The organism is Sphingomonas rhizophila (assembly GCF_014396585.1).
Classification (GTDB): domain Bacteria; phylum Pseudomonadota; class Alphaproteobacteria; order Sphingomonadales; family Sphingomonadaceae; genus Sphingomicrobium; species Sphingomicrobium rhizophilum.
The window spans coordinates 914,750-932,686 of the sequence record NZ_CP060717.1 but is presented as its reverse complement, the minus strand read 5'-3'; the positions used below and the strand labels follow the sequence as shown (position 1 = coordinate 932,686).

General features: G+C 65.5%; 13 protein-coding genes and 1 pseudogene. 3 read left to right on the top strand and 11 right to left on the bottom strand.

Annotated features, from left to right (window positions below):
- Positions 1-62 precede the first annotated feature (62 nt).
- The gene (locus H9L12_RS04535; RefSeq protein WP_187542801.1) at positions 63-1,181 is read left to right on the top strand and encodes an acyltransferase family protein; all 1,119 of its coding nucleotides are present in this window, start codon (positions 63-65) and stop codon (positions 1,179-1,181) included.
- Between the two features lie 16 nt (positions 1,182-1,197).
- Here the strand turns inward: H9L12_RS04535 and secA are convergent, their stop codons facing one another.
- The 4 genes from secA to H9L12_RS13425 form a co-directional block, all read right to left on the bottom strand.
- Positions 1,198-3,924 (bottom strand): preprotein translocase subunit SecA, encoded by a 2,727-nt coding sequence (secA, locus tag H9L12_RS04530; protein ID WP_187542800.1) that lies wholly within the window; start codon positions 3,922-3,924, stop codon positions 1,198-1,200.
- 121 nt (positions 3,925-4,045) lie between these two features.
- Positions 4,046-4,372, bottom strand: a complete 327-nt coding sequence (trxA, locus tag H9L12_RS04525) for a thioredoxin (RefSeq protein ID WP_187542799.1) — start codon at positions 4,370-4,372, stop codon at positions 4,046-4,048.
- A gap of 60 nt (positions 4,373-4,432) precedes the next feature.
- Positions 4,433-6,115: a 3'-5' exonuclease gene (locus tag H9L12_RS13430; RefSeq protein ID WP_246450612.1), complete on the bottom strand. Its 1,683-nt coding sequence runs from the start codon at positions 6,113-6,115 to the stop codon at positions 4,433-4,435.
- On the bottom strand, positions 6,070-7,851 hold the full coding sequence (locus H9L12_RS13425; protein WP_246450610.1) for a UvrD-helicase domain-containing protein: 1,782 nt from the start codon (positions 7,849-7,851) through the stop codon (positions 6,070-6,072). The genes H9L12_RS13430 and H9L12_RS13425 overlap by 46 nt, the downstream gene beginning before the upstream one ends.
- Positions 7,852-7,938: 87 nt before the next feature.
- Between H9L12_RS13425 and H9L12_RS04515 the strand changes: the two genes are divergently transcribed.
- Positions 7,939-8,082: a hypothetical protein gene (locus H9L12_RS04515; protein ID WP_246450609.1), complete on the top strand. Its 144-nt coding sequence runs from the start codon at positions 7,939-7,941 to the stop codon at positions 8,080-8,082.
- Here H9L12_RS04515 and H9L12_RS04510 read toward each other — a convergent pair.
- The 6 genes and pseudogenes from H9L12_RS04510 to H9L12_RS04490 form a co-directional block, all read right to left on the bottom strand.
- Entirely contained in the window at positions 8,079-10,586 is a 2,508-nt protein-coding gene (locus tag H9L12_RS04510) for a PD-(D/E)XK nuclease family protein (RefSeq protein WP_343060490.1), read from the bottom strand. The genes H9L12_RS04515 and H9L12_RS04510 overlap by 4 nt on opposite strands.
- Complete coding sequence (locus H9L12_RS14075; protein ID WP_343060488.1) at positions 10,544-10,951, bottom strand: hypothetical protein; 408 nt, start codon at positions 10,949-10,951, stop codon at positions 10,544-10,546. Before H9L12_RS14075 ends, H9L12_RS04510 begins: the two co-directional genes overlap by 43 nt.
- Entirely contained in the window at positions 10,944-11,633 is a 690-nt protein-coding gene (locus H9L12_RS04505; RefSeq protein ID WP_246450607.1) for a nucleotidyltransferase family protein, read from the bottom strand. Before H9L12_RS04505 ends, H9L12_RS14075 begins: the two co-directional genes overlap by 8 nt.
- A gap of 26 nt (positions 11,634-11,659) precedes the next feature.
- A pseudogene (locus tag H9L12_RS04500) lies at positions 11,660-12,645 on the bottom strand (aminoglycoside phosphotransferase family protein).
- Complete coding sequence (gene tsaE / locus H9L12_RS04495; RefSeq protein ID WP_343060487.1) at positions 12,642-13,034, bottom strand: tRNA (adenosine(37)-N6)-threonylcarbamoyltransferase complex ATPase subunit type 1 TsaE; 393 nt, start codon at positions 13,032-13,034, stop codon at positions 12,642-12,644. Before tsaE ends, H9L12_RS04500 begins: the two are co-directional and overlap by 4 nt.
- 41 nt (positions 13,035-13,075) lie before the next feature.
- Entirely contained in the window at positions 13,076-15,427 is a 2,352-nt protein-coding gene (locus tag H9L12_RS04490; protein ID WP_246450604.1) for a sensor histidine kinase, read from the bottom strand.
- A gap of 148 nt (positions 15,428-15,575) precedes the next feature.
- Here H9L12_RS04490 and H9L12_RS04485 point away from each other — a divergent pair, with 148 nt between their 5' ends.
- Complete coding sequence (locus H9L12_RS04485) at positions 15,576-16,511, top strand: prolyl hydroxylase family protein (protein ID WP_187542795.1); 936 nt, start codon at positions 15,576-15,578, stop codon at positions 16,509-16,511.
- On the opposite strand, the gene ahcY is transcribed toward H9L12_RS04485, so the two are convergent.
- Entirely contained in the window at positions 16,508-17,899 is a 1,392-nt protein-coding gene (gene ahcY / locus H9L12_RS04480; RefSeq protein WP_425506814.1) for an adenosylhomocysteinase, read from the bottom strand. The two genes, H9L12_RS04485 and ahcY, sit on opposite strands and share 4 nt — an antisense overlap.
- Positions 17,900-17,937 lie beyond the last annotated feature (38 nt).

Below are 17,937 nucleotides of genomic sequence, written 5' to 3'. Positions count from 1 at the left end.
GGCGGCGCATAAAGGGAGGTCGGCCGACTTTCCAGCGCAGTGTGAATGGTAAGGACGGGCAGATGAGCGAACCACGGGCCGAACCGCACGGCGGCGCGAGCAAGATGCTCGGGCTGGAAGTCGTGCGCTTCCTGTGCGCCCTGTCGGTGCTCATCTGGCACTACCAGCATTTCTACGAAGCCGCCGGATCGCCGACCTTCGTCCGCGAAGATCAGCCGCTCTACCCGCTGCTCAGCCTGTTCTACGGCTATGGCCAGTTTGGCGTGCAGATCTTCTGGGCGATCAGCGGCTTCATCTTCTTTTGGAAATATGGCGAAGCGATCGCCAGCGGTGCGGTAAGCGGGATCAAATTCTTCTGGCTGCGCTTTTCGCGCCTCTACCCGCTGCATGTCGTCACCCTGCTACTCATCGCGGCGCTTCAGCCAATCCATTTGGCCCTGACCGGCGGCTCCTTCGTCTATCACGACAACAACCTCCCCAATTTTCTACTGCAACTGGGAATGGCGACGCACTGGTTCGGGCCCATGCCCTATACGTTCAACGGGCCGATCTGGTCGGTGTCGGCGGAAGTGTTCGTCTATGCCGTCTTCTTCCTGACGGTGAAGCGGCTGGGTTCGTCGCCGTGGCTCCTTGGCGGCGCGGTCGTCGTCTGCCTTGCGGCGATGGTGGCGGGGATCGGATCCCCTGCCCTGATCTGCGCCGGATACTTTTACGCCGGCGGCGCGGCGGCGAAGCTGATGCTGAAGACCGCCCGCGGGAACGACATCGCCGGCCCGCGCTTCGTCGCCGCCGCGATGCTGGCCACGGTCCTCGGTTGCGCCTGGTGGACGGGGATGCTGGGCGAGCGCGGGGTCCTGCAGTTTACGCTGCTGCTGGCGGCTCCGCCGATGCTGTTTCTCGCCGCGCAGGAATGGCGCTTGCTGGAGCGTTGGGAGGGGCCGATCCAGGTTGCCGGCAACCTCACCTACTCAAGCTACCTCTGTCATTTCCCGCTGCAACTCGGTCTCGCCATCGCTGCCGCCGTGAGCGGATTTGCGCTGCCAGTCGCCAGCCCGCTGTTCCTGATCGGCTATCTCGCCGTCACACTGGTGCTGTCGCGTCTCGTCTTCGAACGCTTCGAGCGCCCTGCCCAGGACTGGATCCGGACCCAGGCAGCCAAGCGCCAGCGCGTCTACGTCTAAGCGCAGTCGGCTGGTTTTAAGCCGACTGGCCGTGGCAGTGCTTGTACTTCAGGCCTGATCCGCACGGACACGGCGCGTTGCGGCTTTCCGGCTCGGGGATCGGCGAGCCGTCCGGCATGGTCGCCGGGATGGCCTGACCCGGAGGCGCCGTGTCAAACATCCGCGCCATCGCGCCCGCATCGAGATCGGCCGTGTCGTCGTCGCCCGAGAGCGGGTCGATATGGTGCGTGATGAATTCCGGGAGGACCGGCGGCGGCGGAGCCTGCTCGACCTGCACTTGCGTCCGCATCAGCGTGCGGGTCACGTCCTCGCGGATCGCGACGAGCAGGCGTTCGAAAAGCATGAACGCTTCCTGCTTATACTCGTCGATCGGCTTCTTCTGGGCATAACTGCGCAGGTAAATCACCTGGCGAAGCGCATCGAGCGTCGAGAGATGCTCTTTCCAGTGATTGTCGAGGTTCTGGATCAGGACCTGCTTTTCGAACTGGATCCACTGCTGCGGATCGAGCGACGCGATCTTCTCCGCCATCATCTCGCTTGACCGGGCTTCGACCCGCTCGACGATCAGCTCCGGCTCGACCGCTTCTTCGGCCATCCATTCTTCAATCGGCAGGTCGAGGCCCATCACTTCGCGCATGTCGGTGCGAAGGCGCTCGACGTCCCACTGTTCCGGGTAGGTACCCGGCGGACAGCTTGCGGCGACAAGGCTCGCAATGGTTTCAATGCGGAAGTCCTCGACAACGTCGCTGACATGGTCGGAATCCATGATGTCGGCGCGCTGTTCATAGATGACCTTGCGCTGGTCGTTCATGACGTCATCGAACTCGACGACCTGCTTGCGGATGTCGTAGTTGCGCGCCTCGACCTTCTTCTGCGCCGTCTCGATCGCCTTCGAAATCCACGGGGAAACGATCGCCTCGCCGTCCTCGAGGTTCTTGTTCATGAGGCGCGAGAACATTGTCTCCGGCCCGAAGATGCGCAGCAGGTCGTCATCGAGGCTTAGGTAGAAGCGGGACAGGCCCGGATCGCCCTGACGGCCAGAACGGCCACGAAGCTGGTTGTCGATGCGGCGGCTTTCGTGCCGCTCGGTGCCAAGCACGAACAGACCGCCGGCCGCGAGCACGCGCTGACGTTCGGCCTCGATCTCGTCCGCGAATTCCTTGATCTTGGCGTCGCGCTCCGGACCGTCGGCCATGTCCTTGAGTTCGTCCTCGATGCGGAAATCGAGGTTGCCGCCCAGTTTGATGTCGGTACCGCGGCCGGCCATGTTGGTGGCGATGGTGACGGCGCCCATTCGGCCGGCCTGCGCGACGATATGCGCTTCGCTTTCGTGGAAGCGAGCGTTCAGGACTTCGTGGCGGATGCCTTCCTGCTGAAGGAATTCGCTCAGCATTTCCGACTTCTCGATGGAGACGGTGCCGACCAGCACCGGCTGGCCCATCTCCTGCCGCTTCTTGATCTCTTTCGCGATCGCGGCGAACTTGTCGGTGATGTTCTTGTAGAACTCGTCGTCCTCGTCGATCCGCTGCACGGGCACGTTCGTCGGGATCGACACGACATTCATCTTGTAGATGTCGTAGAATTCCGGTGCCTCGGTCAGCGCGGTGCCGGTCATGCCCGACAACTTCGGATACATGCGGAAATAGTTCTGGAAGGTAATCGACGCGAGCGTCTGGTTCTCGGGCTCGATCTGCACGCCTTCCTTGGCTTCCACCGCCTGGTGAAGGCCGTCCGACCAACGACGACCGTCCATCATCCGGCCGGTGAACTCGTCGATGATGACGACTTTGCCTTCCTTCACGATGTAGTCGATGTCGCGCTTGAACATGACGTTGGCCTTCAACGCCTGGTTCAAGTGGTGGACGGTCTGCGTGTTGGCGATATCGTAAAGGTTCTGGCCCTCGATCAGGCCGGCGGCCTCCAGCATGCGCTCGGCCTTTTCAGTGCCCTCTTCCGTGAGGACGACCGACTTCTGCTTCTCGTCAAGCTCGTAGTCTTCCTTGACGAACTGCTTCACGATCGCATCGACGCCGATGTAGAGATCCGACTTGTCGTCGGTCGGCCCGGAAATGATCAGCGGCGTGCGCGCTTCGTCGATCAGGATGGAGTCGACTTCGTCGACGATCGCGTAGGCGAACGGACGCTGGACCATCTGCTCCCGCGAATATTTCATATTGTCGCGCAGGTAGTCGAAGCCGAGCTCATTGTTGGTCGCGTAGGTGATGTCGCAGGCGTAGGCCGCGCGCCGGTGTTCGTCGCTGAGGTTCGGGACGATGACGCCCACCGTCAGGCCGAGGAAGCGATAGATCTGCCCCATCCAGTCGGCGTCGCGGCGGGCAAGGTAATCGTTGACGGTGACAACGTGGACGCCGGTCCCCGGCAACGCGTTGAGGTAGGTCGCGAGCGTGGCGACGAGCGTCTTTCCTTCGCCGGTACGCATCTCGGCGATTTCGCCGCGATGCAGGGCGATGCCGCCGATCATCTGGACATCGTAGTGCCGCTGGCCGAGCGTACGCTTCGCTGCTTCGCGGACCGTGGCGAACGCTTCCGGCAGGAGGTCGTCGAGCTTCACGCCCGAGTCCAAGCGCGCACGGAAAACCTCGGTCTGGCCGCGCAATTCGTCGTCGGTCATCGCCGAGATGGTGGGCTCGAACGCGTTGATCGCGTCGACATATTTCCCCAGGCTTTTGACGTAGCGATCGTTGCTATTGCCGAAGATGCTTTTGGCCAGTGCGGCGAACATTGAATTTCCTAAAGGATCGGCGCGCGATTGATGTACGAACGGGTCTCGCCCGCGCGCGGGCAAAGTCGGGGCGCGATGTAGGCACCGCGCCCTGAACCGTCAATCACCGCGCGGGTGCGTGTCAGATCTGGCTTTCAAGCCATTGCTGGATGTGGCCGCGCGGAGCCGCGCCGACCTTTTGCGCCACCGGGGCACCGTCCTTGAACAGCAACATCGTCGGGATGCCGCGAACGCCGTACTTGCCTGGGGTGTCGGGATTTTCGTCAATGTTGATCTTGGCGATCGTCACCTTGTCGCCGAGCTCCGCCGCGATTTCCTCCAGGGCCGGGGCAATCATCCGGCACGGGCCGCACCATTCCGCCCAGAAATCGAGCAGCACCGGCTTCGACGAATCGAGGACGTCGGCCTGGAAGCTGTCGTCGGTCACGGTCTTGGTTTTCGCGCCCATGTGTAGGTTCCTTTCAAGCAAGGCGATTGAACCACCATATGGGAGCGCTTGGGCCATTCCTCAACTGTCGAGCGTGATCGCCCGTGGCCCATGCGTGTAAAGGAGCGCCGCCTCGACGTCCCGCCCCGGAAAAATGACACGCAGCGCCGCGGCATAGGCCTCCATCTGTGCGCGATGGGAAGGCGGAATCCCGGCAGCCGATTCGGGCACCGAGCGACCAGTCTTGAAGTCGATCACCCGGACCTTTTCCTCGCCGATGCATAACCGGTCGATCGTACCGGCGATGACCCGTCCGTCAGGCAGTGTCGCGGCAATCGGTGCTTCGCTCAGGGAATGCTCGCCGAACAGGTCCGAGTAGGCAGGATCATCGATCACCCGGAGGGCAGCACCGGCGATCTCCTCGCGCTCCGTCGGATCCGCGACTCCGGAGCGTTCGAGCCAGGCCAAGGCGCAGGTGCGCCGGTCCGGCTGCGCGACCCCGGGCAGACGGTCGAAGAGCGAGTGGAGCAGCGTTCCGCGCCGCGCCGCCTGGCGCTGCTCCGGGCTCGGCGGCGGCGAGCCTTCGTTGTCCTGCAAGGCCGACGGCGCCAACGGTCGCGGCGGCGACTCCTCCACGGGCGCGGGACGATCTAGCCACCCCGGCCGTGCCGGTTCACTAAGCTCGCTCTTGGGGCGCCTCGGCCGTTCGGAAACCGAGCCACCGCGGGTCCACAGCAGCCCCTCTCCCCACAACGGCGTCAAATATGGCAGGGCGCCCAGCGCGACCATCGCCTCGTGCGTCATCCGGTGCCAGCTATTGTCGGCCAGACCCCGCGACGGCATCGCCCCGGCAATGACGAGCCGCTCGGCCGCCCGGGTCAGTCCGACGTAGAGGAGGCGCCAATGCTCCTCGAGGTCGCGCGCCTTCTGGTCGGCGATCAGCGTTGTGAAAGGCTCGACCCGTTCGTCCGCGCGCGGACGCACCATCGGCACCGGCCGGGCGTCGTCGTCGAACTTCAGCTCCATCACCGAGCTGTTCCCGCCGACCTTGCCGGGATCGTGCGTCGCATCGGCGAGGATGACGACCGGCGCCTCGAGACCCTTCGCGCCGTGAACAGTCATCACCCGCACGGCGTTCGAGGGCGCGGACGGGTCGCGTTTTACTTCGACATCGCCGCTGGCGAACCAGGCGAGGAAGCGATCGAGCGAGGGCGTTTCCTGGCGTTCGAACTCCAGCGCGCTCGACACCAGTTCCTCGATCGGGTCCCGAGCGGCCTCCCCGAGCCGAGCCATCAGCTTGTGCCGGCCGCCGATCGGACCGGACAGGATGGTCTCCAGATAGCGCGCCGGCGTCACATAGTCGGCCATGGCCAGCAGTCCATCGAGCAGCGCGTGCGCCGCGCCGATGAAGCCTACCTCGTCGCGCCGCCGCTGGAGTTCCTTCCACAGGCTCGTCTTGCCGCGGTCGTAGGCCAGAGCGAACAGCTGGTCCTGGTCCCAGCCGACCAGCGGCGAGACCAGCAGCCCGGCGAGGTTTAGGTCGTCGTGAGGCTGGACTGCAAAGCCGATCGCCGACAGCAGGTCCTTCACGGCCAATGGCTTGGCGAGGTGGAGACGGTCGATCCCCGCCACCGGCACCTGCTGGCCATACAGCCGGGCGACGATCAGCGACGCCAGTTCGGTGCGACTGCGCACGAGGATCAGGATGTCGCCGGGATTCAGCGGCCGTCCGGTGGTCGCCAGCACCGGGCCTCGTCGATCCATTGCCGCACCTGCCGCGCCAGCCGGTCAGCGTAGAGGCGCAGCGGCTCGTCGATCCACCCCTCCTCTCCGGCCTCGCCGTCGTCGCCCCCGGTGATCTGGTCGGGGATGAACGGCGGCCACAGCTCGACCGTGCCGGGCTTGTCTGTCCTGGCCGCTTCGTGCCGGGCCGGTGGTTGCGGAAGGCCCATCGCTTCAAAACCGACCCGCTCGATCAGCGCGTCGACGACATCGAGCACAGACTGGGCAGAGCGGAAGCTGGCGTTGATCGACAGGTCACGAAATTCGCGCGCCGCCGCATCGGCGCTCAGCGCGGCCAGGTCCATCTGTCCGGCGCGCTCGGCCACGCTTTGCCGGAAGCGATCGAACTGGCGCGGGTCGGTGCCCTGGAAACTGTAGATCGCCTGCTTGAAATCACCGACCATGAAAAGCGTCCGGAGCCGCCGTTCGCTCTCCGACGACCCGGAGAAGAACTCATCGACCAGGGCGTCGACGATCGCCCACTGGTCGGCGTTGGTATCCTGCGCCTCGTCGACCAGGACATGGTCGGTTCGCTGGTCGAGCTTGAAGCGGATCCAGTCGCCCATGCCAGCCTTGTCGAACAGACCGCGAGTCCACCGGATAAGGTCGTTGAAATCAGCGACGCCTTCGGCCCGCTTGGCCCGCGCATAGGCGGCCGCGAAAGCGGACCCCGCCCGAAGCCCCGCCGCCGCCACGCCAGCAAAGGCTACCCCGCGCTGTATCCTGCGCAAGTCGGCGATGGCTTCGCCTAGCCGTTCCACGTGCGCTTCGTAATTGGGGTCGGCTTTGAGCTGGCCGGGCTGGATTTTTCGCAGTTCGCCCTTCTGCGTGAACATCACCATCGCGAGTTCGGGCAAGGCGACAGCCCGTTCCGCAGGCGACATGGCGAGCCAGCGGTCGATCGTCTCGACATAGCCCAGGCCCGACTTCGTCGCCCATGAACGGTTGGCGGCAGCGACGGCCTGCAGCAGGTCGCAATCGAAGCTGTCGTCGCCGCAGCGGCTCGCCAGGACGTCTTCGACCGATTCCTCGGGCAGGCCCATGCGCCGATGCAGCCACGCCTCAGCCGCACCCGACACCATGAACGGAACGAGGTCGGCCGCGTCGGCGCGCGTGCAATCGATCAGGTAGGACTCGGCCCCTTGCTCGCCGAGGCGGCGGCTGAGCAATTGGACGTCGGCGATCAGGTGCCGGTCATCCGCAGCCTCCGCCTCCACCAGCATGGCCGCCAGCGTGCGCCGGGCGAGTTCGCTCTCCGCCCTGCCCTCGATCGGTTGGAAGCCCGGTGTGACTCCGGCCTCCGCCGGAAAGCTGCCGAGCAAAGTCTGGGCGAAGCTGTGTATGGTCTGGATGCGAAGGCCGCCCGGCGCCTCGATCACGCGCGCGAATAGCCTCCGCGCCTGGGCGCGGGCTTCCGGGCTGACGTCTTCGTCGAGCGCCAGCAGGTCTTTCCCCAACGCGGAATCATCCATGCGGACCCAGGCTGCGAGCCGATCGCCAAGGCGATTGGCCATTTCCGCGGCGCCGGCCTTGGTGAAGGTCAGGCAGAGGATCGATTCCGGCCGGACTCCGCTGAGGAGCAATCTAAGCACTCGCGCGGTGAGTACCTGGGTCTTGCCGGTGCCCGCGGAAGCCGACAGCGCGGCATGAGCACGCGGGTCCGCAGCAAGCCGCTGGTCGCCTTCCAGACGCGGGAAAGATTTGAGACGACGCGACATCCGCGCGGGGCATAGCAAGCCATCCGCCGCTTCCCAAGTGCAGCCCTCTCGCCTAGACCATCGTCGCGATCAGGTAAGGAGTGAGGCATGAGCGACGACGCGGACGACGAACGGCGGACCAAGCTGGTCAAGGCGGGAGTCGCGGTCGGGGTTGGCTCGGCAGCAATCGTCGCGGCGTTGCTTTATGCGTCGAAGGTCAAGAAACCCAAGCGGGGCAGCAACGCCAGCTAGGCCGACCGTTCGCGGCCGTACCACTCCTCAAGCCGCATCAACTGATCGTAGTCGCCATAGGGCGCATAGGCGGGGTTCAGCTTGGCTTCGAACGGTTTGTCGCCGAGCAGATAATCGTCAACGGCGCGTTTGAAGTTCACAAGCGCGCGGCGGACGAAATCCTCCGGCCCGACCTGCTTGTCCGCTGCGACTCGCTTGCCAAACGAATCTCCATCCTTCGCCAGCGACCAATATTCGTGCGCACCGGTCTGGCCGCAGATGCCTTCAAAGCCGCCGGCTTCCGCGATCAACGACAAGAGACCGAGTTGGAGCGCGAAGCCCTCGTCGACCGCCTTCTGGCTGGGGGCCTTGCCGGTCTTGTAATCCACGATCGCGATGCGCCCGTCGGGGAGCGCATCGATCCGGTCCACGCGCCCCTTCAGCGTGACGCCCGCGACCTCGGCCTGGCCCGCTAGTTCGGCGGCGATCGGTCGGCGTCCGCCGTCAAGGTCGTCAGCCATCTCGCGGGCTGCCCAGCCAATCGCTTCCAGCAGGCGCGGAGCCCACAGCGCCCGGAGCATCGGGTGAATGTTTTCGTCGCCCAGTAGCGCTTCGGCGCGCGGCACAAGCTTCGCAGGATCGCAGCCATCGTCGTCGTACCACTTCTGGAAGACGTCATGGACGGCGGTTCCCTTCCACGCCGCGGTCTGGTCCGCGTCGACCGGCTCCTTGACGTAGAGCTTGAGAATCGCCCGAGCGTAGAAAGCGAACGGGTCCGCATTCAGCCGGTCGAGGTCGGTTACCGCGATTTCCTTGGGCCGCTGATCGATCTTGGGGCGCGGCATCGGCGGCGCCGCGGGCACCGGCACGCCCGCGGCATCGACCGATCTTGCCAGACGTTCCAGCCGAATGTCGCGCGTGAGGCCGCCGGTCATCGCCTGCAGCCGCCGCCAGAACCGCGACGCGACGGTCGGTGAACGTCCATCGCGCTTCGCCCGCGTCAGCAGCACCCGCGGCGCACCCAGCGCCGAGGCGAAATCATGCGCGGCGAGTCCGATCCGCGTCTCGAGCCCGCCAATCCCGAGCAAGCGGCGGATGGCCGGTGCCAGCCATGGATCCGGGGTGGGCACGGCCGGCCAGACCCCCTCATTCAGTCCGCCAAGGACAAGAAAATCGGCGTGCTGCAAACGCGCTTCGAGCAGGCCCCAGATGGCGATGCGCGGATGACCGCCGAACGGGCGGCGAACAGCGACACCGTCAAGCAAGTGACGAAGGATGGCCGTCCATTCCCCGGGCTCGATGTGCAGCGCGCGTGCAGCGGTCGATTGTTCCAGCTTCTCCAGGAGATCGCTGGCGGAACGGCCCGCCGGCCCCCGCCAGACAGAGTCTCCCGCTGCCATTGCCGCGGCCCGAACCGACTCCGCCAGCGCGGCCAGATCGCCCGGAGTTCCAAAGGCCGTCAGGATCCGCCGGAGCGCGGCTTTCAGGATCTGGTCGATCTTTCCGTCGAGACCGGCCATACCGGCCGGAGGCCGCGGGCCGCGAAGGGCAAGGTCCAGCGAGCGGACGCGGTCGAGCCATTGGCGGCGGTCGTCGCCTTCCCCGCCGATCAGTGGATGCTTGAGCAGCGCCAGCAATGCAACCGGCGCCAACTGTTGTTCGACCGCATCGCACATGGCCAGAAGGAATGTTCCGGCGGGCGTTTGCGACAGCGGCTGCCCCGCGCTGTCGTCAGCGCTGATGCCCCACCGCGTCAGGTGGGCAGAAACGCGAGCCGCCAAGCCACGGTCGGGGGTCACCAGCGCCGCCGTCTGGCCGGGTATTTCGATGGCCTCGCGAAGAGAGATGGCGATGGCCTGCGATTCGCTCGCCGGATCCGCCAGCTCGACACAGCGGATGCCCGTCAGCCTGCGCTCACGCAGAGGCAGACTGCTCCACTTGTCGGAAAACTCCGCCGCCGTCATGGCGTGAGCAACCGCGCGACCCCGGACTGCCGGAGACGCCGCCCGGCCGCCACCATGCCACATCCGGACCTCGTCGCGAGCAACGCCGATCCGGTCGAGCAATAGCTTCAGGTGAAATTGCGGGTGGCGTTCCTCGCCTCTTCCGTCCTCATCGGGGCCGAGCATCTCCCACTCCGCATCCGGCATCGAGTCCCGGAGCGACAGCGCGGGAAGGACGACCGCGCCGTCCTGCATCCGCGCAACCGACGCCAGCAATGCCGCCACGGCCGGAGCGGCGGTCGTGATGCCGGCCGCGATGGTGAAGCCAGTGGGCGGCTGCCGGCGCCAGCGTTCCGCCATTCGACGCAACAAGATCCCCCGGCGCGTAGCAAGATCTACCTCGCCTCGCCCGGACAGTGTTCGTGGCCATTGTTCGGCCAGCGCATCGAAGCGGGCCAGCCCCTGCTGCCAGTGCTCCGCCAGGCTCGCCGCTTCCGGAATAATGCGCCGCAGACGGGACGGATCGACTTCCTCGATGGTCAGCGCGTCGAGCGCACGACCAAGATTGGCGGCAAGGCGCATCGCTTCTGCCGTGCCCTCGCCATCCTGGCGGACAAGTGATGCCAGAAGCAATTGCCGCTCGAGCGGATCGATCGCCGGGGCACCGGCTGTGCAAGGTCGAGCGGATCGAGCGCTTCCCCGACACGTTCGTCGAGGTCCGGGTCGCCGATCGCGATCAGGCGCGGCAGGACCAGGCCGGCGCCGCTTGCACGGACGAACGCCTCCGTGATGCTACGGACGGCGCGATTATTGGGGAGCAGTAACCTGCCCCGCGCCAGGGCGAGCGGATCATCACCGTGTCGGCGAAGCAGCCCGGCGACAAGGGCGTCGGCGAAGCTGCGGTGGGCAGGGATGGTAAAGACGGCGGGCGAGACGGCCTCACCCATGTGCGATCGCTTCCTCGGTCGCGGTGATCGATGCCGGGGTCCCGACGTCGAACCACCGGCCGTCATGGACCATGCCATGGAGGCGGCCCTCGGCAATCGCGCGATCCCACAGGATGTTGGTCGAAAACGGACCGTCCGGGGCGTCACGCAAAAGCCGCTTCGAAACGATCTGGATCCCGGTGTAGAGATAGTCGAACGGATCCTCCTGCGGCCGTCGATGGAGCCTACCACCATCGTCCAGATTGAAGTCGCCCCGTCCCGCATGATTCCCGGCACGATCGCGCGGGATCACGAGCAACAGGGCGTCCATCGCCTTCTCGTCCCAGGCCGCGGCGAGCTTGCGCAGCGTGTCGCCCTCCCCGTCGGTCCAGAAATTGTCGCTGTTGACAGCGAGGAACGGATCGCCGTCGATCAACGGCAACGCGCGAACCATGCCTCCCCCTGTCTCGAGGAGTTCGTCGCGTTCGTCGCTGATCGCCACGTCGAACCCGGACGCATGGGCCGCCAGATGGCGCTCGACCTGCTCGGGGAAATAATGGACGTTGACGACGATCTTCGCGACCCCGGCCGCGCGAAGCCGGTCGAGCACATGATCGATCAGTGGCTTTCCGGCGAGCGGCACCAGAGGTTTCGGCCGATGATCGGTGAGCGGCCGCATTCGCTTGCCGAGTCCGGCCGCCATCACCATGGCCGTTCGCGGCACCCGGTTCATGCGGCGTCGCGGAACGCGTCAGCGCGGGCCTCGGCGGGCACGTTCGCATCAAACCAGTTGCGGACGCCCCCAGCGCTGGATGCGCGAGACAACGCTCCATCATCTCCCAATTCCGGGGCTGGAACGGGAGGTAATGCGCTTTGCCGTCGCGTTTCCACAGGCGGGTGAAGATACCGAGGACCTTGGCGTGCCGCTGCGCCCCGATTACGGCATAATCGGCGAGAAAGATGTCGACGTCGTCGATGCCCGCGCTCGTGACATATCGCTCGATCATGGCCCGTTCGAGCTCCGGAGAAACGTCGCGGCGAGCATCCTGCAACAGGGAAACCAGGTCGTATGCGCGATGTCCGGCCAACGCGTCCTGGAAATCGAGGAGCCCGAGCCCACCATCGTCGAGCAACATCAGATTGTCAGCGTGATAATCGCGAAGGACCAGCACCGGCGCTGCCGTCGTACGATCGAGGACCCCCGCCCAAGCAGCTTCCCACGAAGACTGGTAGCTCTCCTCGTCGACGTTGAGGTTGAGAGCAGGCGCGTACCATTCGGGGAACAGCCGCGCTTCGCGAAGCAAGGCGGCCTCGTCGTACGGCGGGACATCGGGAACGGGCTGGCGGTGAAGCGCGACCAGCGTGTCGACGGCCTGCTCATAGATGGCGCATTCCCGAGCGGGCTCGGCCGCAAGGACCGGATTGACGCGGCGATCGCCGAAGTCCTCAAGCAACAACAGGCCGCGTTCCAGATCTCGTGCCAACGGCCTCGGCGCCCTCATCCCGTGCTCGATCAGATGATCGGCGATGGCGAGGAACGGCCTGACGTCTTCATGCTCCGGTGGCGCGTCCATCAGCACGGCGTGGCGACCGCCAGCATCGTCGATTACCCGGAAGTAGCGGCGAAAGCTCGCGTCCCCGGCAAGGGGTTCGATGCGTGCACCCGCCCAGCCATTGGCGGCGAGGAATTCGGGCGCGGACGCGGGCGGGATCATGGAAACGGCCATCGGCCCTGCCATGACGAGGGTACCCGCGCTGTCAAGCGCCGCGCGCCGTCCGGAAGCGGCTCCAGCGACAGGGCGAGTGCATCGACAAAGAACCCCTCGCCGGCATGGGACGGCCATTCGACCAGCAGGACGCCGTTCTCGAGGATCGATTCCAATCCGAGCTCATCCAATTCTGCAGGGTCGTCGATGCGATAAAGGTCGGCGTGCCAGACCGGCGGGTCCAGTTCTTCGTATGGCTGCACGATGGCGAAGCTTGGACTTGGCACTTCTCCGCGATGCCCAAGCGCCTCCAGCAGCCCGCGGACAAAGGTCGTCTTGCCGATCCCGAGAGGCCCCTCGAGCGTGACGATGTCGCCAGCCTGCAGCCGACTGGCCAAAGCACCGCCGGCGGCTCGAGTTTTGTCTTCATCGGCGAGAATCAAGCGGGCCCTCGGGGGATCGTGAAGCTGACCGTCGTCCCCTTGCCCAATGCGGACATGAGCTCGACGCGACCGCCGTGCGCCTCGACAAACTGGCGGGTGAGCGGAAGGCCAAGGCCCAGCGCCGCATCGCCGCCACGACCGGCGCCGCCGACGCGATGGAAGCGGTCAAACACCTGGGCATGGTCTTCGGGCGCGATCCCCGGACCGTTGTCGGCAACGCTGACCATCACTTCATCGTCGCTGCCTGACACGCGCAGCGCCACCCGGCCGCCGGCATCGGTGTAGGCGATCGCATTGCGGAGCAGATGTTCGACGGATTCACGCAATCGCCGCGCATCGCCGACGACGTAGCCTGTCGACGGGGCGACCTCGACATCGAATTTCATCGATTTTTCGATCGCCCGCGGCCGGATCGCTTCGCCGGTGGCGCGGCACAGGCCAGCCATGTCGACCCGTTCCTTTTCCAGGACCACGCCGCGCGTATCGCCTTGTGTCAGGTCAAGAACATCATCGATCATCTTCGACAAACGCGCCACGGATTCGAGGATGGCGTCGACATAGTCGGCGGCGGCGGGCGCCAGCTTCCCGGCATAACCCGCCTGCAGCATCTCCGCGAAACCGCCGATCGAGGTTAGTGGTGTGCGCAGTTCGTAGCTCATGTTCGCGACGAAACCGGTCTTCACCCGATCCGCCTCTTCCAGCGCCGTGGCCCGTTCGCGAAGGGCCGATTCGATGCGCGACGAATCGGTGATGTCGATCATCGTGAAAAGGGCATTGCCATCGGGCAGCGGCACTGCCGCAAACTCGAACTGGCGACCATCGTTCATCGTCACCCGGCCATTTCCCGACGTGCGGTTGCTGGTCGTTGCACGCACCATCTCGCGAACTTGCGCCGCTGCAGTGGGGTTGACGAGTTGCTTGGCAAGCGCCGGAACCAGCTCGTCGACGCGCGGATGCTCGCCAAGCCAGGTCTCGTCGAGGTTCCAGACCTCGGAAAAGCGGCGATTCCACAAATACAGCCGCCCGTCGGATGCGAAGACGCTAATCACTTCGAACAGATTGTCGAAGGTCGCCGCGCGCACACGAAGCAGGGTATCGCGCGCCGACGCCAGTCGAACCTGCTCCGTCCTGTCCTCAAGGATCAGCCGCAGGCCGCCGTCGGGCATCGGCTGCGCCACCACTCGAAGGTGATCACCGTTCGCGAGGATCCAGTCCTCTTCGATCATCTCGTCGGCGCTGATGAACCAGTCCCGCCGCTCGGCCTTCCACGCCGGGAAGTCGCGCACCTCCGGCAGGCGGTGACTTTCCCGCATCCGTTCCAGGACACGGTCGAATTCGGGGCGCTCGGCGAGCCACTCGGGCTCCAGCCGCGCCATGATGGCGAACGGCTGGTTGAAGAAGTCGAGATTCCGGTCCGCATCGAACTGGACCGTGCCCGCCGTCATCCGGTCCGCCAGTTCGCGCTGGGATTCGATCGTCCGGGCGAGCTCGATCCGGGCATCCTCCAGGTCTTGGATATCGATCGCGAAACCGGCCACGGCTCCGGTCGGCAAGGGCACGTCGACCAGCCGAAGCATCCGCCGCTTGTCGCCGATCGTCGCCGGCAGGGTCCGCGAATACGGCCGACCCGTCGCCAGCGCTCGCGCCGCCCCGGCCTGCGCATCCTCCTCCGCGCGCGGTTCGATGAGCTCGCTGCCTTCGGCAATGACCTCCGCCGCGTCACGCGCCTGCACTGCGGACACGAACGCCGAATTGACCAGGCCCAGGCTCAGGTCGGGACCGCGATACCACATCGGAAATGGTGCGGCCTCGATCAGGTGCGTAAGGGCATCCAGCGCGCCCTCCGTCTGGTCCAGCCGGCGCGCCAGCGTCGCGCGCTCCGCCTCCGCCCCGGACACATCCGACAGCCACAACAGCATCGTTCCCGGCACCGCGGACGAGGCAGCGGGGCCGCCACGAACCTCGATCGCACGGCTTGATCCGGCGACCCGCACCTGACGCCGGAAGGCTTTGCCGCCAAGCGATGCATTGGTGATTTCAGTCTCGAGCGCCGCGACGTCTTCGGCGACGAGGCCATGATCGCCGCGAGCGAGTTCGACGAAGCGTTTAGGCGTTTCTTCCAGGCCAATGTCCCTGAGCAACTGGCGGTCAGCCTCGATCTTGCCATCCGGGAAAACGACGAGCGGTCGCGCAGGCGCTGCTTCCAGCAGCGACCGGAAGTCCTGTGCGGCGGAGATCAGGCCCTGCGCCTGCCGTATCCGTCGGACGGCGAGGACCGACAGGAACGCGGCGATAGCCACCCACAGGGCGGCGATCACGATAATGGCGGAAGCGAGGTTCGGCCCCATCGTCACACTATCGATACGCCCCGGTTCATCCCTCTCTCATAAGGGTCGCACCGGGGAAGGAAAGCCCGCGCGGGTTGAGGCATTCGCCGCGCTGTCCCATACCCACGCAATGACATCGGGATCATCGCTCGCCGAACGGGCAAATCGATTGGCCGACGCCGGCCACCTGCAAGACGCGATCGGCATGCTTGAGCACGGCGACGCCGACGACCTGTTCGAGCTTGGCGTGTGGTTCGACAGCGGTCGGTGGGTCGCGCAGGATCGTGCCCATGCCCGGGACCTCTTCGGTCGGGCGGCCGACGCCGGTAGTCCCCAGGCCGACACCATCCTCACCAATTTTCTTGGCAACGGGACCGGAGGATCACGCGACTGGGCGGCGGCGGTGGACAGGCTTCGGCAACGATCGGCAACCGATGAACGCGCGGCCTTCGAACTTGACCTGATCGAACAGATGGACCTCGACGAAAACGGCAATCCGACCGAGATCGCCATGGACCAGCTGCTCAGCGCCTCGCCCAATATCCGGCTCGTCCCCGGCCTGCTGACCAAGGGCGAATGTGCTTATCTCGCGGTTGCGGCGGGTCCCTATCTTCAACCTGCGACGGTGGTGGATAATCTATCGGGCAAGGCGATCCGCAACCCCATCCGGACGTCCGAGACTGCGGTGATGACACCCCCTCTCGAAAGCCTCGTCATCCAGGCCATCAACCGGCGCCTGGCGGCCGCCACGGAAACGAACGTATATCAAGGCGAACCGCTGCAGGTCCTGCGTTACCAGCCGGGGCAGGAATATAAGCCGCACATCGATGCCATCCCCAGCCTCGACAACCAGCGGGTGTGGACCGCGCTGGTCTATCTCAACGACGGCTATGAAGGCGGCGAAACGCAGTTCGTGAGCGGCGCCTTCGTTCGTGGCCAGACCGGCACCGCCCTCATCTTCCGCAATGTCGACGACGAAGGACGGCCCGACAAGCGAACCGCGCATCGCGGCTGCCCCGTGACGAAGGGCACGAAGCTGCTTGCCAGCCGCTGGATCCGGGAGCGACCTTTCGCCCCGGACCCCAACCAGCACGCTAACGCTTAGTAGCGGTAATGGTCCGGCTTGAACGGACCTTCGGTCGGCACGCCGATGTAGCTCGCCTGCTTGTCGGTCAGCTTGGTCAGCTTCACGCCCAGCTTGTCGAGGTGCAGCGCCGCGACCTTCTCGTCGAGGTGCTTGGGCAAGACGTAGACCTCGTTCTTGTACTGGTCCGACTTGGTCCACAGCTCGATCTGCGCCAGCGTCTGGTTGGTGAAGCTGGCCGACATCACGAAGCTCGGGTGGCCGGTCGCGTTGCCGAGGTTCACCAGGCGGCCCTTCGACAGGATGATCAGGCGCTTGCCGTCGGGGAAGGTGACCTCATCGACCTGCGGCTTGATCTCGTCCCACTTCATGTTCGACAGCGCGCCGATCTGGATCTCGCTGTCGAAGTGGCCGATGTTGCAGACGATCGCCATGTCCTTCATCTCGCGCATATGGTCCAGCGTGATGACGTCGGCGTTGCCGGTGGCGGTGACGAAGATGTCGGCGCGCTTGGCCGCCTCTTCCATCGTCACGACCTCATAGCCTTCCATTGCCGCCTGCAGCGCGCAGATGGGATCGATTTCGGTGACCAGCACGCGGGCGCCGCCGTTGCGGAGCGAAGCAGCCGAGCCCTTGCCGACGTCGCCGAAGCCGGCGACCGCGGCGACCTTGCCGGCCAGCATCACGTCGGTACCGCGGCGGATCGCATCGACCAGGCTTTCCTTGCAGCCGTAGAGATTGTCGAACTTCGACTTGGTCACGCTGTCGTTGACGTTGATCGCCGGGAACGGGAGCTTGCCCTGCTTGGCCAGTTCGTAGAGGCGGTGAACGCCGGTGGTCGTCTCTTCGGACACGCCCTTGATCGTCTCGACCGTCTTGGTGAGGTAGCCGGGACGCTCCGACAGGAAACGCTTCAGGGTCGCGGCGAAGATTTCCTCTTCTTCGTTGGTCGGCGTGAACAGCGTCTCGCCCGCCTCGACCCGCGCGCCCCACAACGCGAACATGGTGGCGTCGCCGCCATCGTCCAGGATCATGTTGGCGGTGGTGTCCTGGCCCCAGTCGAAGATGCGGACGACATAGTCCCAATATTCCTCCAGCGTCTCGCCCTTCACCGCGAACACCGGCACGCCCGACGCGGCGATCGCGGCGGCAGCGTGGTCCTGGGTCGAGAAAATGTTGCACGACGCCCAACGGACCTCGGCGCCCAGCGCGGTCAGTGTCTCGATCAGCACCGCGGTCTGGATCGTCATGTGCAGCGAACCGGTGATGCGCGCGCCCTTGAGCGGTTGCGACGCGCCATATTCCTGGCGCAGCGCCATCAGGCCCGGCATCTCGGTCTCGGCAATGTCGATTTCCTTGCGGCCGAAGTCGGCAAGGGCGATGTCCTTGACCAAATAGTCGCGGGTCATGGTGTCGGCAGTGGTCGCCACGGATCGTCTCCTGAACG